The following is a 14,321-nucleotide window of genomic DNA, read 5'->3' as shown; positions in this document are numbered from 1 at the left end:
TCGGTCGGGGTGATCGCCGCGGACGACGCGGTCGACGGCCTGCGCGCGGCGCTGGCCGAGGCCGGTGTCGAGACCGCGACCGCCGACGACGTGGCCCCCTCCGCGCCGCCCACCGCGAGCACGGCGACCGCCGACAACCCGACGCCCGTCACCCCCGGTGGCGCGGACCAGTCGGCGCCGACGGACCGTCCCGGTCGGCCGGCCAAGCCCGGCCCCGGCACCGGCGCGGGCATGGTGATCGGCGTCCTGGACACCGGAATCTGGCCGGAGAGCGCGTCGTTCGCCAAGACGATGCCCGCTCCCGCGAACTGGCGCGGCACCTGCCAGACCGGTGTGGCCTTCGTGGCCGCGCACTGCAACGGCAAGATCGTCGGTGCCCGGTACTTCGCCGACTCGTGGCTCGCCGGCGGTGGCTCGGTGCCTGAGGGCGAGTTCCTGTCCCCCCGCGACGCGTCCGGGCACGGCACCCACACCGCCTCCACTGCGGCCGGCCTGCCCATCGCGAACGTCACGATCGACGGTCGCCGCTACGGCCCCGTCTCCGGGGTGGCGCCGGATGCCCAGCTCGCCGTCTACAAGGTGCTCTGGGGTGGCATGGGCTACGACGCCGACATCATCGCCGGAATCGACGCGGCCGTCGCCGACGGCGTGCAGGTGCTGAACTTCTCGATCGGTTCCGACCTCGGCGACTGGGAGGCCAACACCCCCATCGGCGTGGCGTTCCTCAACGCCTCGCTGGCCGGGGTCTTCGTCGCGGCGTCGGCCGGCAACACCGGCATCGTCAGTGGAGCCATCAGCAACGCCGCGCCCTGGGTGACCACTGTCGGCGCGGCGGTGACCAAGCTCGACGAGGCCACCGCCAAGCTGGGCGACGGCACCAAGCTGGTCGGCGGCTCGTTGGACGCCCTGCCCGGCGGAGGCGCACGGCCGCTGGTCTTCGGCGACCAGGCCGGCTCGCCGGATCTGGGCGCGGTCTACTGCGAGCCCGGAAGCCTGGACCCCGCCAAGATCAAGGGTAAGGTCGTCGCCTGCGCGTTGTCCGACATGTTCGGCTCCGCCGCCGAGATCAAGGCCAAGGGCGGGGCGGCGATGGTGGTGTTCGACCCGGTCGGCAACTACCGGATCAACTCCATCTTCAACTTCCCGGTGGTCTACCTGCCGACCGAGAAGCAGGCCGGCACGCTGTTCAACTACCTGATGCGCCACCCCACCGACGCGACAGTGTCGTTGCGCACCGGCGGCGACGGCTCCAGCGTCCCCGGCATCCCGAGCGTGGCCGACTTCTCCTCCACCGGCCCGGACAAGGTGACCCTCGGCGTCTTCAAGCCGGACCTGGTAGCGCCCGGATCGAACATCATCGCCGCGGTCTCACCGGCCGGCAACTTCGGGCGACAGTACGACGCGTACTCCGGCACCTCGATGGCCTCGCCGTACGTGGCCGGGGCGGCGGCGATCCTGCGCGCCACGCACCCGGACTGGTCACCCGGCGCGGTCGCCTCCGCGCTGCGCACCACCGCCACCGACACCGTCGGCACCAGCAGCCCCCTGGAGCAGGGCAGCGGCTTCATCAACCTGCCCCGGGCCACCGACCCGGGACTGGTCATCGAGCCCACAGCGGCCGAGCTGATCGAGTTCAGCGAGACGACCGAACCCGACGGAAAGGCACTCAACCTGCCGGCCATCTCGTTGCGCGAGTACGACGGGACCCGCCCGGTGAGCCTCACCCGCACCCTGACCAATGTGGGCAAGGAGCGGGAGACCTACCGTTCGTCGGTGTCCGGTCTGCCCGGCATGAAGGTCACCGTGTCGCCGGCATCGGTGACCCTGGCCCCCGGCAAGTCCGCGACGGTCACCATCACGCTGCGTCGAGGCAGCGCGCCGTGGGACCGGTACGTGACCGGGTCGATCACCTGGCAGGGTAAGGCCCACAGCGTCCGGATTCCGGTCGCTGCCCGTCCGTGGGGCATCGCGGCCCGGCCGTACGCGGATGACGGCGAGGAGTTCGCCCGGATGACCAACGGCGCGTTCGGCATGGTCCAGCCGGGCTTCACCGGCCCGCTCGTCGGTCGCAGCACCGGTTACACGCCGATGCGGCGCACGTCGTACTCGATGCCGGCCGGCGTCTACGGGGGCGTGTTCGACCCGAGCGCCACCGGTGTGAAGAAGGTCGACTTCACGGTGCCGGCGAACACCGCCGGCATCGTCGTCGAGGCCAACACCGCTGATCCGAACACGAACCTCGATCTCTACCTGTACAAGGGCGACACCCTCGTCTACAGCAGTGACAGGTACTGGACCAGCGCCGAGCAGGCGTACAAGTTCCTGCCCGAGCCGGGGCGCTACACCGCGTACGTGTTCGCCCAGTACCCCGGTGCTCCGGTCGTCGACTTCGACCTGAGTCACGCCATCATCGGCCGTAACGCCACGTATTCGGGTGCCACCCTCACGCTGCCCTCCACCTCGGAGCGCGGTCAGGGCTTCAACTTCACGCTGAAGCCGAACAAGCCGCTGGCCGATGGCGACTTCTGGGCGTACACCGAGTACAGCACCAACGGCACTGTGGTCCCCGGCAACCTCGTCTACACCCAACAGAGTTCCTGGCAGTAACCGTTCAACCAGGCGTGGGGGCGGTGCCGACGTGCACCGCCCCACCGTCGCTTCCAAAACGGCACGGCCGTGGTCACGCCGTCAGGTCAGCGGGTACGCGGTCAGGCGGTCGGCGAGTTGCTTCGGGTGGCTGAGCGGCACGCAGTGGCCACCGTTGATCTCGTCCGGAACGACGCCGAGTCGGTCGGCGGCAACCCGGCGCTGGAAGTCCGCCGGGAAGAACCGGTCCTCGCGTGCGAGGAGCACCGTCGTCGGCACGTCTGGCCAGGCGTCCAGGGGCCACGGCTCGTCGCCCTCGGCGCTGACCTGGCCCCGGCTGTGTGATGCTGCCTCCGCGATGATCTCGGCCGGGACACCGTTGAAGAACTGCTGCTCCTCAGTGAGCCCTTCGGCGCTGCGGTAACCGGTGTTGGCCCACCAGTCACCGGGCCTCTCGCCAGGTCTGGGGACCATCGGTGTGAGCAGGACGAGCAGCCGTACCGGCAGCTTGTCGGCAATGAGCGGCGCGGTGAACGCACCGTACGAGTGCCCGACGACCACGAGGTCGCTCCGGTCGCCGATCGCGTCGACGACCGTCCGGCAGAACTCGGCGAACCCCGCGGATCTGTCCTCGATCGGCAGTTCCGGAACCACCACGTCGTGGCCCCGGCTGGTCAGCTCGGGGACAAGGAGATGCCAGTCCCAGGCGCTGCCCCCACCGCCGTGGATCAGAACGAAAGTCGCCATGCCTCGTAGCCTCACACACAGGTACGACACGCGCCTCCGTCGGTGACGATGCAGTGGATACGGGCGAGGAAAGCGCTTGGGGACAGTCAGATCGAGGCTGAGGTCAGTAGGGTGCCGTCGTTGGGGTACCAGCCACCCGGAGACAGCCCACGGCGTGGCTCAGGTGACATCTACCGATCGCGAAGGAAGCCCGGGATGAGCAGCCCACGTGAAACTTTCCTCCGACTGGTGAACGGTGTCTGCGACGGTCCGTACGACGACCTGGCCGACCTGTACGCCGAACAGACCCACGTGACGCATCCGTTCCACCCGCTCAACCCGCCGCCGCTGCGGAGCCGCAACGAGTTGCACGAGCACTTCACCTCGCCGCCTCCGGTCGCCCGGACGCTGGTCCGTAAGCCAGTCGACGTGACAGTTCATGAGACTGCGGACCCGGAGGTGATCGTCGCCGAGTTCGCCTATCAGGGGCGGGTAACCGAGACGGGTGAGGCGTTCACGGTGCCCTGCGTCTTCGTGATGCGTATCCGCGACGGGCTCATCATCGAGTCCAGGGATTACATCGACCCCATCGCCAGCGCGCGGGCCTGGGGTCAACTCGACAGCCTCCTGACCGCACTGCGTCCGCAAGAAGCACCCCCGTCGAGGGCGTAACCGGCGATCAGCCCTGGAATCGGCCGGCCGATGAGCGGCACGGCGAGCGAGGCCTGCTTGGTGGCGCCGACGGGCGGGACGCTCCCGCCCGCCGGCTACCGGGGTCAGCTGACCGTGATGGTCAGGTTGAGCGAGCGGGTCTCCCCGCTGGTGTAGGTGACCGTCACCCGGGCGGTGAAGGTCCCCTTGCGGGGGTAGCTGTGCGCCGTCGACCGTAGTGTCGCTCCGTGCGTGACGGCGCTGTTGTCGCCGAAGTCCCACGCGTAGTCGGTGATGCTCTGCCCGGACGGCGCCGTCGCCGTGGCGGTGAGCGTGGTGGTCAGCGGCGCGGCGCCGCCGGTCGGGCTGGCGCCCAGCGACAACGTCCCGCCCGGTTCCTGTTTGACCCCGGCGCCGTTGAACCGTAGCCAGTCCAGGGCCATCAGGTCCGGGGTGCCACCGACCTGGGCGGCGTTGACGAACTTCGCGTACAGGGTGCTCGTGCCGGTGGGCTTGTTGGTCAGCGTGACGGTGGGGGAGACCAGGTTGTCCCACCCGCCGGTGGAGCCGATGGTGGCCGTGCCGATCAGCGTGCCGGTGGGCGAGCCGGTGCGCAGTTCGATGGTGCCGCCGAGCCCGCCGTTGGTCACCCCGAGCGTCACCGAGCCGACGTTGCGCAGGTCCGCGGGCCCGAACGCCACCCAGTCGTTGTGGTCGACCTCGCCGAGCCGCTTGCCGGCGCGGGCGGTGGCCCGGTCGTTGACCGTGACGCCGGACTGGGCGCTGAAGTGCTCGGCCTCCTTGCTCTTGGGCTGCAACTGCACGCGGGTCGAGCCGGTCAGGGCCGGTACGCCGCCGGCCGCGCCACCGTCGGTGTACTGCGCGGTGATCAGGGTGTAGAGGTTCTGCCCCGGCCCGTGGCCGTCACCGGCGTCCGCCTCGGTGGCGAGCAGCCCGGAGCAGCCGGTGTAGACGTCCAGCGGGTGGGCGTGCGAGTCGTGGCCGAGCTGCGTCTGCACCGTCACCTTGGCGCAGTCGATGGTGGTCTCCTCCGGGTCGGTGACCGTCACCGTGTACGGGATCTTGTCACCGAAGTCGAAGAACCCGCCGTCGGGCACGGTGATGGTGACCGTCGGCCGGGTGTTTCCGACCACCACGTCGGTGACAGCGGTGGCGGTCAACCCGTTGCCGCTGTTGCGCACGGTCAGCCGGGCGGTGTGCTTTCCGGCCGTCGAGTAGGTGTGGCTCGGGTTGGCGGCGGTGGAGTCGGTGCTGCCGTCGTTGGTGAAGTCCCAGGCGTAGCTGAGCGCCGACCCGTCACCGGCGGACGACCCGGCGGAGGAGAAGGTCACGGCGAGGGGCGTACGTCCGCTGTCCGGGCTGGCGGCGATCTTCGCGGTCGGTGGCCGTCCGTTGGCGACGTAGTCGATCCGGTAGATGCCCGCGCCGGCGTTGCTGCCGCCGCGACCGCTGCCGGTGCCCTCGCCGAAGTCGATGACGTAGAGCGAACCGTCCGGGCCGAACTCCGCCTCGAAGGGCTGGATCCAGCTCATGTTGCCGAAGATCCCGTTGATCGACTGGAGGTCACCAACGGCGGTCGGGCCGAAGCGCGCGTTGCTGAAGGTCTGCGCCGTCTTGTGGATCGACAGCGTCTTGAACCATCTGCGGGTCAGCTCATAGGTGATCCACTTGCCCTCGAAGTACTCGGGGAACTTCGTGGTGCGGGTATTGGTCGGGTCGTAGTCGTAGACCGGGCCGCTCATCGGCCCGCCACCACCGGTGCCCAGCTCCGGGAACTGGGCCGAGGCGGAGTACGCGTACCAGACCAGCGCGGACTTCGCCGCCGGCAGGGTGGTCAGGCCGGTGTTGTTGGGTGAGTTGTTTACCGGTGCGGCGCAGTTGAACTTCGCCCCCGAGGTGTTGGTGGCGAAGTTGTAGTCGTTGAACGGAATGTTGTTGCCCACGCAGTACGGCCAACCGAAGTTGCCGGCGCTGGTGATCCGGTTGAACTCGACAGTCCCCTCCGGACCGCGGTTGGGGTCGGCGGCGCGGGCGTCCGGACCGTAGTCGGCCACCAGCACCGCGTTGGTCTGCGGCTCGACGCTGATCCGGAACGGGTTGCGCATGCCCATCGCGTAGATCTCCGGCCGGGTCCTCGCGGTGCCGGCCGGGAAGAGGTTGCCGCTGGGCACTGTGTACGTACCGTCGGATTGTGGGGTGATCCGCAGGATCTTGCCGCGTAGGTCGTTGGTGTTGCCGGCCGTGCCCTGGGCGTCCCAGGCGGCGCGGCCGGAGCGTTCGTCGACCGGGGTGTAGCCGCTGGAGGCGAAGGGGTCGGTGTTGTCACCGATCGCCGCGTAGAGCCGTCCCGCCGTGTCCATTGCCAGCGACCCGCCCATGTGCGAGTTGGCCCGGCCCTCTCCCCGATAGGTGGGGACGGTCAGCAGACGCTTCTCCGAGGAGAGCGCGACGCTGTTGTTGGCGACCGTGAACCGGGACAGGTTGAGCTGTTTGAGGGTCTTGTCCGACCAGAGCAGGTAGACCCAGCCGTTGCTGGCGAAGTTGCGGTCCAGGGTCATCCCGAGCAGCCCGTCGGACTGGTCGGTCATCGCCGAGGTGTACGCGAAGTCCAGCAGCGTGGTGACCTGCAGGGTGTCGGAGTTGACCACCTTCAGCGCGCCGGTGCGTTGGATGTAGTAGACCTTCCGGTCCGGGCCGACGGCCAGCTCGAACGGGTCGGCCAGGTTCTCGGTGACCAGCCCCACCCGTTCGAAGTTGCTGGTCTTGGTGGCCGAGCAGTCACCGGCGACCGCGCCGGCCGCCCACTCGATGCCGTAGCGCAGGTGCTCCAGGAAGGTCGCGCTGCTGAACTGCGAGCTGGCGTGCCCACCGGCGGTGAACCAGGACCGGCCGCCGTCGTAGGGCTGACACCAGGAGTACGCGTGGTCGACGCCCTCGTCCAGGCCGTTGATCCCGTCGCGCACCTTGATCTGGGCGAGGGTGTGCACGTTGCCGGTCGGGTTGGTCCGCCAGTTGTACCACTCCTCGCTCTGCTCCCAGAGCTCCGGCAGGTTGCGCGTGGAGGGGTGCGCCCGGTCGAGCACCTTGACCCGCCCGGGAAAGGTCCCGCCGGTGGACGAGAAGTCGGGGTGGTAGTCGAAGATCGTGCCGACCAGGCCCTCGTACCACTGCCAGTCACGTTCGCTGGCGGAGGCGGCGTGCAGGCCGGCCCAACCACCGCCGTTGCGGATGAACGTCTGCAACGCGGCCCGCTGGCTGGCGTTGAGCAGGTCGCCCGAGGTCGGGAGGCTGTTGGTGTTGTTGAACACGAGAGCGTCGAAGGTGGCGAGGTTGGCGTCGGTGAAGGCCGCCGCGTCGGTGGTGGCGACGACCTCGAAGTTGTGGGCGGCGCCGAGCTGTTGGATCGCGGCGATGCCGGCCGGGATCGAGTCGTGGTAGAAGTTGGTGATCTTGGAGAAGACCAACACCCGGAAGCGCGGGGCGGCCTCGGCGGGCAGGGCGGTGGTGGTGCTCACCACTGTGGCGATGGCGAGCAGGATCAGGCAGAACGCACGGAGGTGTCGGGGCATGGGGGCGCTCCCTGTCGGACGGTGAGGGGTCGGAAAGCGCTTTCTCGCTGCCCGCATCACGGTACTGACAGCCAGTGACGACCGTCAATAGCCCTCTGGTAAGCGGTTTCCCGCCCCTGCGGCGTCCGTGCGCCGGGGGCCCCGCAGGCCCATGGGTACGGCTTAAGATGTCCCTCTGGACACGTCCGGTGACGCCATGGATGCGGTGTGTCCCGTCGACCTGGGGAGGTCTCGTGACGGTGTCGTCCACGTCGGAATTGCCCGAGGGCCGGGGTGCTGACCGGATCGACACCACGACCGTGCATCCGGCTCGCCGCTACAACTACTGGCTCGGCGGCAAGGACAACTTCGCCGTCGATCGGGAGTCCGGCGACCAGATCGCGACCGTCTATCCAGGGGTCCGCACGCTCGCGCGGGAGAACCGGGCCTTCCTCGGCCGGGCCGTCCGGTTCCTGGCCGAGGAGGTCGGCGTCCGGCAGTTCCTCGACATCGGCACCGGCATCCCGAGCGCTGACAACACCCATGAGGTGGCCCAGTCCGTCGCCCCCGACTCCCGGGTGGTCTACGTCGACAACGATCCGATGGTGCTGGTCCACGCCCGAGCGCTGCTGACCAGCGGCCCGGCCGGAGCCACCGCCTACCTGGACGCCGACCTGCGCGACCCGGACAAGATCCTCGCCGACCCGCAGCTGCGCACCACACTGGACCTGTCCCAGCCGGTGGGCCTGGTGCTGATCGCCGTGACGCACTTCCTGACCGACGACGACCGCCCACACGAGCACGTCGCCCGGCTGCTCGACGCGCTGCCGTCAGGCAGTTGGCTCGCGCTGACCCACTTCACCACCGACCACATCCTCACCGAGATCGTCGAGCGGATGTACGCCGAGTTCGCCTCCGGCCGGATGAAGCAGGACGCCGTTCCCCGCGACCGCGCCGAGTTCGCCCGCTTCTTCACCGGTCTGGAGCTGGCCGAGCCCGGCATCGTGCCGGTGACCGAGTGGCGACCGCAGGTGCCACCGGAGCGGCGTCCGCCCCTTGCCGACGCCTCCATCTACGGCGCGGTGGCCCGCAAGCCCTGACCGCCTGGGCCGATCGATGACGTCGCCGATGCGTGAATGGCCTGCCGAGTGGTCTGCGCCGCGCAACCGCTCAGGTCGGTGAACGGATGTTTGCTCGGCGGGTGACCGGATACTTGTCGCGCATGTTCGACGGTTTCGAGGACGAGCGGGTCGATGTCGGGGAGGTGGAACTGCGGGTTCGGTATGCGGGACACGGGCCTGCGGTCCTGCTCATTCACGGACATCCGCGGACGGGGTCGACGTGGCATCGGGTCGCGCCGCTGCTGGTTGATCGCGGGTTCACCGTCGTCTGCCCCGACATGCGCGGCTACGGACAGTCCGGCAAGGCGCGCATTCTCGCGGATCACTCGCAGCAGTCCAAGCGGGTGGTTGCCGCGGACATGGTCCGGCTGATGGACGAACTTGACCACCCGACGTTCGCGACAGTTGGGCACGATCGTGGGTCGTACGTGGCGTTGCGCCTGGCGCTGGACCATCCCGATACGGTCAGTCATCTGGTGGTCATCGACGGCGTGCCCATCAGTGAGGCTCTTGCCCGGTGCAATGCGAAGTTCGCCCATGACTGGTACCACTGGTTCTTCTTCGCCCAGCCGGACAAGCCGGAGCGGGCCATTGCCGCCGACCCCGATGCCTGGTACGCCAGCAAGGCCCAGCCCGAGAGCATGGGAGCCGGGAACTACCAGGAGTTCCGGCAGGCCATCCACGATGCGGCCACCGTGCGGGCCATGCTGGAGGACTACCGGGCCGGCCTCGGCGTCGACCGGGCGCACGAGGAAGCCGACCGGCGTGATGGCCGCACTGTCCGCTGCCCCACTCTGTTGCTGTGGTCGACCCGCGATGACCTGGAAGATCTGTACGGCGACCCGCTAGCCATCTGGCGCCCGTGGGCCGCCGATCTCCGCGGCCAGCCGATCGAGTCCGGTCACCACGTCGCCGAGGAGAACCCCGACGCCCTGACCGCGGCGCTGCACCATTTTCTGTCCTGAACCATCGGAAATTCGCGGTCAGGTAGAGGGTGTACCCCGACGCCTGGTACCTCACGTGAATTCGGCAGTAGTCCCACGAGGCATCCCCCAGCTCCTGATCTGTCAGGGTGGCCTTACGGAGACCGAATCCACTGTGCACATCCGTCGTCATACGACGATCATCTCCACGCGCGTCGATATCGCCAGATGTCATTCCGCGCGTGTGGGCTTCGTCGGTCGGGTGAAGAAGCGGACGATGTCTTCCGCCGCGGTTGGGGACAGCATCATCGCCTGGACTCGTGCGGACATCTCGGCGATCGGGTGAATCCTGCTGAACATCGACTGTTCGTACGTCCGAATCGCCGCATTCGGGTCGGCGGGGTTGGCGGCGAGCTGGCCGGCGAGTTCTGCGGCGTCGAGCATTGCCTGGTTGGCGCCCTCGCCGACCGGTGGCATGAGGTGCGCGGCGTCACCGATGAGGGTGACGTCCGGCCGGCTGGTCCAGCGCGTATCGGCGGGCATCGCCTCGATCCGGCGTGGCGTCGGCGGGCCGTCGGCGGCCTCGATGAGTGCGGTGAGGCGGGGGGCCCAGCCAGCGAAGATATCCAGCAGGGTTTGCTTGCTGCGGTACGTGTCGAGTGGTTGGTCCTCGGCGCGCAGGGAGATCCCGACCCGGAGGCCGCCGTCGCCGAGACGTTGCGCCGACAGGATCTGGTTCTTGCCGACACACCACAGGTTCCCGGGGCCGACCAGCTCGGCGAGATCGGGATGCCGCCGGTCGACGTCGTCGACGTTCAGCTCCACGACTGTCGACACATAGGACATCTCGACGTCGATCAGCAGCGGCCGGACGACTGAGCGCGCGCCGTCCGCGCCGATGAGGATGTCGCAGCTGGTCCGTTGACCGTCGTGGAACGTCAGGTCCCAGCCCTCGGCGGGTCGTGGGGTCGCCGCGACGAGCCGGTGCTGCCAGGCAACCGTGTCGTCGGGGAGGGAGTCGAGCAGGAGATCACGTAGTACGCCCCGGTCGATCTCGGGACGTCCGGAGAATGAGCCAGGTTGTGGCACGTGGTGCACCAGGGTGCGTCCGGTCGGGTCGAGGATGCGATGTTCCTCGCCCTCGGGCCGCGCCTCCGACTGGAACCGGCCGGCCAGACCCGCCTCGGCCAGGGCCAGTTGCCCGGACTCCGGGTGGAGATCGAGGGTGCCGCCCTGGGGTCGCGCGGATCGGCTCGCCTCCCGGTCGTACACCACCGCGTCGATGCCGTGACGGCGCAGGATCCGAGCCAGTGTCAAACCGCCGAGTCCGCCACCGGCGATCGCAATTCGCGTTCTCACGGCACTACCGTACACTGTATTTGTGGATACACCGTACGGTAGCGAGCCGCTGCCTATCTGGGAGCGGCCCGAACCTCAGCCGCGGGCGGTGCCGGTGCCGTTGAGCCGCGAGAAGATCGCCGCTACGGCGATCGGGCTTGCCGACGCGCACGGCCTCGACGGGCTGTCACTTCGCAAGATCGCCAAAGAGCTCGGTGTCGGTCCGATGCGGCTCTACGACTACGTGATCAACAAGTCGGAGCTACTCGATCTCATGGTCGACGTCGTCTACGCCCGGATCGCCGAGGTGGGCAGGCGATCCGGGTGGCGCGACACGGTGCTGGCCATCGCCCACGCGACCCGCGCCGCCGCCCTTGACCACGAGTGGTTCGCCGACGTGCTCGGCGGACGGCCACACCTGGGACCACACGCGCTCGCCGTGGGCGAAGCGACCGCCGCGGCGCTCAGTGCGGCCCCCGCCGTGCGCGACATCGACGATCTCCAGCGGGCCGTGGGCGCCCTCAACGCCTTCATCGTCGGATCGGTGCGCAGGGAGGTCACCGAACGACGCACCGCACGTTCCACCGGCACCGACGAGGCTGCCTTCCAGGCCAGCCTCGGCCCCTACCTCACGCGCATGTTGAAAACCGGCAGGTACCCAACAGTGGCCCGGCTCGTCATCGACGGCGCTCACCTCAACGCCGAGGAGACCTTCAACCACAACCTCACCACCATCCTGGACGGCATCACCCGCCAACGCTCGACGTGATCCGTCGCGCTGCGGCCAGTGGCTCGCCGCCGCGACGTGTCTCCACCAACCCGACCCGCCCGACTGGCCGTACCCCACACACGGCGATTCGGACCCAGACAGGAGCCCTCGAGTGGACGTCAGCCTGGCCACGAGCGCCGGCAGCACCGATCGACCGAACGAGGACTTCGTCGGTGCGGCTCCCGGCGCTGTCGTCCTGCTCGACGGTGCCGGCATTCCGGGAGCCGAGTCCCTGTGCGCCCACGGCGTCGCCTGGTACACGCACCGCCTCGGCGGCGCGCTGCTCGGCCACCTGTCGCGCGGCGACGAACCAGATCTCGCCGCGATCCTCGCCACCGCCATCGGTACGATCGCCGCCGAGCACGACGACACCTGCGACATCGCGGACGTCAGCAGCCCGCAGGCCACCGTCGCGATGGTCCGTGCTCACCATGGTCGCCTGGACTGGCTCCTGCTCGCGGACTCCTTCCTCGTCCTCGACCAGGTCGACGCCGGCCCGCAGGTCATCACCGACGGACGCGAGGTGATCGCCAGGCGCGAGTGCTCAGCGCCCCTTGAGGGCGTCACGTCAGGAACGCCGGAGTACGACCGCATCCGCGCATCGTGCGTCACGGCGCTGCGGGCCCGCCGGAACCAGCCGGGCGGCTACTGGCTCGCCAAGGACGATCCGCGCGCGGCGCGGGAGGCGGTCACCGGCAGTCGGCTCCTCACTGGCCTGGCCGGCGTCGCGCTGCTCAGCAATGGTGCGAGTCGCATCGTCACCTCGTACGGCCTTACCGACTGGGTTGGCGTTCTGGAGTTGCTCGCCAACAGCGGGCCAGCCGGCCTCATCCGTCGCGTCCGGCAGGTCGAAGCCCAGGCCGGCAGCGGCCCCGATGCTCAGGCCCCGGACGACGCCACGGTGGCCCACTGCACGCACCTGCCGCGCACAGAATCGGCCTAGACCGGCGTCGTTCGCACACGTCGATCGGTGCAGGTCGTCAGCCCAGCGGCACCTGCGTCGGCTGATCACCGCTCCCCGCGGCAGCGACACCCTCGGGCGCGCTGATCGACGTCGCGACGATCCGGCTGGGCACCACCGGCGCGTCCCGGCCGGTGCCCCGCCGGCCGTCGCCGCCGCAGGACTCCTCGTGGTAGTCCTGCTCCACGTTCACCGACCAGACGTCGTGCGTAGTGCCGGTGGCGATGTTCTCGGCGGTGAGCATCGCGGTCAGCATCGAGTGGTCCTGGTTGTTGTAGCGGTGCATGCCGTTGCGGCCCACCGGGTGCACGTTCGGCACCGCCTCGGTCAGCCAGGCCCTGATCACGTCCACGTTGTGCTGGTAGCGCTCGTCGTACACCGGGTAGGCCTTGGGCATGCGCACGACGTAGCCGGCCTCCACCACGCCGGGTCGGACCAACCCCAACCGCTCCAGCTCCGCGGTGGCGAGGGCCACCAGGTCGGGATCCGGGGTACGCCACATCTCGTCGTCCTCGAACACGAAGTACTCCAGGCCGAGGCAGGTGCGGCCGTCCTTGACGAGGTACGGCGACCAGGAGCCGAAGTTCTGGATCCGACCGACCCGCACCCCCGGGTCGTGCACGTAGATCCAGTTGTCCGGGAACGAGAACTCCGCCGGCACGACAAGGGCGACCGTCAGGAAGTCGCGGTAGCGCAGGTCGGCCGCGCAGGCCAGCACCTCCGGCGGCGCCGGCGGGTGCAGCACGGCCACCAGCTCCGAGATCGGCATGGACGAGATCACGTGGTCGGCGGCTTCGGTACGCTGCCCGCCCGCGCCGTTGACCGTCACGCTGATCGCCCGTCCACGGGCCGGGTCGCGGTGCACGGCGGTGACCCAACTGCCCGTCCACAGGTGCCCGCCCCGCTGGCGGACCTGCTCGGCGCAGCGCTCCCACATCATCCCGGGCCCGTACTTCGGGTACTGGAACTCCTCGATCAGGCTGGTCACGTCCGTGCGCCGACGCCGGGGCAGCAGCGCGTTGCGGATCGCGGTGGCCAGCGACAGGTTCTTGATCCGCTGCGCCGCCCAGTCGGCCTGCAACCGGTCCGCCGGCATACCCCAGACCTTCTCGGTGTACGTCTTGAAGAAGATCGAGTACAGCCGCCAGCCGAACCGGGCCGACACCCAGCCCTCGAAGTGCGACTGGTCCCGTGGTGGCCGCAGTCGGGCGCGGGCGTACGAGCCGAGGCAGCGGACGGCCTCGGGCAGACCCAGGTTGCGCAGCGCGTTCACGGCGCTGAGCGGGTAGTTGAACAGGGCGCCCCGGTAGAAGATGCGGCTCATCCGGGGCCGGGTCAGGAAGTCCTCGTCCGGCAGGATCTCGTGCCAGAACGCCTCCACCCGCGGCACCTTGGTGAAGAACCGGTGCCCGCCGATGTCGAACCGCCACCCGTCGCGCTCCACGGTCCGACTGATCCCGCCGACCACCTCGTCGGCCTCGAACACCTGAACCGACCGGCCGTGCCGGAGCAGCTCGTACGCCGCGGTGAGCCCGGCCGGCCCCGCACCGATGACCACCGTGCCGTTCTGCTCGCTCATGCTGACGCGCTCCCTGTTCACCGCCATGGTTGAGGCGCGGCGTCCACCCGTTACGCGCAGAATGTCACACTTAGTGCTAGCCGGTCCTCGCTTCGGCG

General features: G+C 69.3%; 10 protein-coding genes. 6 read left to right on the top strand and 4 right to left on the bottom strand.

Annotation, left to right across the window (positions count from 1 at the left end; genetic code table 11):
- The coding region (locus tag ABZ749_RS14195) for a S8 family serine peptidase (protein ID WP_357227499.1) at positions 1 to 2,607 on the top strand (2,607 nt) is incomplete at its 5' end.
- 81 nt (positions 2,608 to 2,688) lie between these two features.
- Here the strand turns inward: ABZ749_RS14195 and ABZ749_RS14190 are convergent.
- Positions 2,689 to 3,333 (bottom strand): alpha/beta hydrolase, encoded by a 645-nt coding sequence (locus ABZ749_RS14190; RefSeq protein ID WP_357227496.1) that lies wholly within the window; start codon positions 3,331 to 3,333, stop codon positions 2,689 to 2,691.
- A gap of 195 nt (positions 3,334 to 3,528) precedes the next feature.
- Here ABZ749_RS14190 and ABZ749_RS14185 point away from each other — a divergent pair, with 195 nt between their 5' ends.
- A complete protein-coding gene (locus ABZ749_RS14185) occupies positions 3,529 to 3,984 on the top strand; it encodes a nuclear transport factor 2 family protein (RefSeq protein WP_357227493.1) in 456 nt (151 codons plus the stop codon).
- Between the two features lie 104 nt (positions 3,985 to 4,088).
- Here ABZ749_RS14185 and ABZ749_RS14180 read toward each other — a convergent pair whose 3' ends face one another.
- Entirely contained in the window at positions 4,089 to 7,553 is a 3,465-nt protein-coding gene (locus ABZ749_RS14180) for a ThuA domain-containing protein (protein WP_357227490.1), read from the bottom strand.
- 233 nt (positions 7,554 to 7,786) lie between these two features.
- On the opposite strand from ABZ749_RS14180, the gene ABZ749_RS14175 reads away from it, so the two are divergent.
- Positions 7,787 to 8,632 carry an SAM-dependent methyltransferase gene (locus ABZ749_RS14175; RefSeq protein ID WP_357227486.1) on the top strand — a complete coding sequence of 282 codons (846 nt, stop codon included), beginning with the start codon at positions 7,787 to 7,789 and terminating at the stop codon, positions 8,630 to 8,632.
- A gap of 122 nt (positions 8,633 to 8,754) precedes the next feature.
- Positions 8,755 to 9,618 (top strand): alpha/beta hydrolase, encoded by an 864-nt coding sequence (locus tag ABZ749_RS14170; RefSeq protein ID WP_357227483.1) that lies wholly within the window; start codon positions 8,755 to 8,757, stop codon positions 9,616 to 9,618.
- Between the two features lie 189 nt (positions 9,619 to 9,807).
- Here ABZ749_RS14170 and ABZ749_RS14165 read toward each other — a convergent pair whose 3' ends face one another.
- The gene (locus ABZ749_RS14165) at positions 9,808 to 10,935 is read right to left on the bottom strand and encodes an FAD-dependent monooxygenase (protein WP_357227480.1); all 1,128 of its coding nucleotides are present in this window, start codon (positions 10,933 to 10,935) and stop codon (positions 9,808 to 9,810) included.
- A gap of 88 nt (positions 10,936 to 11,023) precedes the next feature.
- Between ABZ749_RS14165 and ABZ749_RS14160 the strand changes: the two genes are divergently transcribed.
- Positions 11,024 to 11,683: a TetR/AcrR family transcriptional regulator C-terminal domain-containing protein gene (locus ABZ749_RS14160; RefSeq protein WP_357227477.1), complete on the top strand. Its 660-nt coding sequence runs from the start codon at positions 11,024 to 11,026 to the stop codon at positions 11,681 to 11,683.
- A 112-nt stretch (positions 11,684 to 11,795) separates the two neighbouring features.
- A complete protein-coding gene (locus tag ABZ749_RS14155) occupies positions 11,796 to 12,626 on the top strand; it encodes a hypothetical protein (protein WP_357227474.1) in 831 nt (276 codons plus the stop codon).
- Positions 12,627 to 12,663: 37 nt separating this feature from the next.
- On the opposite strand, the gene ABZ749_RS14150 is transcribed toward ABZ749_RS14155, so the two are convergent.
- A complete protein-coding gene (locus tag ABZ749_RS14150) occupies positions 12,664 to 14,223 on the bottom strand; it encodes an NAD(P)/FAD-dependent oxidoreductase (RefSeq protein WP_357227472.1) in 1,560 nt (519 codons plus the stop codon).
- Positions 14,224 to 14,321 lie beyond the last annotated feature (98 nt).

This window comes from Micromonospora sp. NPDC047753 (assembly GCF_040642735.1).
Classification (GTDB): Bacteria; Actinomycetota; Actinomycetes; order Mycobacteriales; family Micromonosporaceae; genus Micromonospora.
This window is presented reverse-complemented; position numbering and strand designations above follow the sequence as displayed.

What these genes read in the sequence shown, in the direction of transcription:
- ABZ749_RS14190 (WP_357227496.1), bottom strand. Translation starts at nt 3,333, where the DNA reads ATGGCGACTTTCGTTCTGATCCACGGCGGTGGGGGCAGCGCCTGGGAC.
- ABZ749_RS14185 (WP_357227493.1), top strand. Translation starts at nt 3,529, where the DNA reads ATGAGCAGCCCACGTGAAACTTTCCTCCGACTGGTGAACGGTGTCTGC.
- ABZ749_RS14180 (WP_357227490.1), bottom strand. Translation starts at nt 7,553, where the DNA reads ATGCCCCGACACCTCCGTGCGTTCTGCCTGATCCTGCTCGCCATCGCC.
- ABZ749_RS14170 (WP_357227483.1), top strand. Translation starts at nt 8,755, where the DNA reads ATGTTCGACGGTTTCGAGGACGAGCGGGTCGATGTCGGGGAGGTGGAA.
- ABZ749_RS14150 (WP_357227472.1), bottom strand. Translation starts at nt 14,223, where the DNA reads ATGAGCGAGCAGAACGGCACGGTGGTCATCGGTGCGGGGCCGGCCGGG.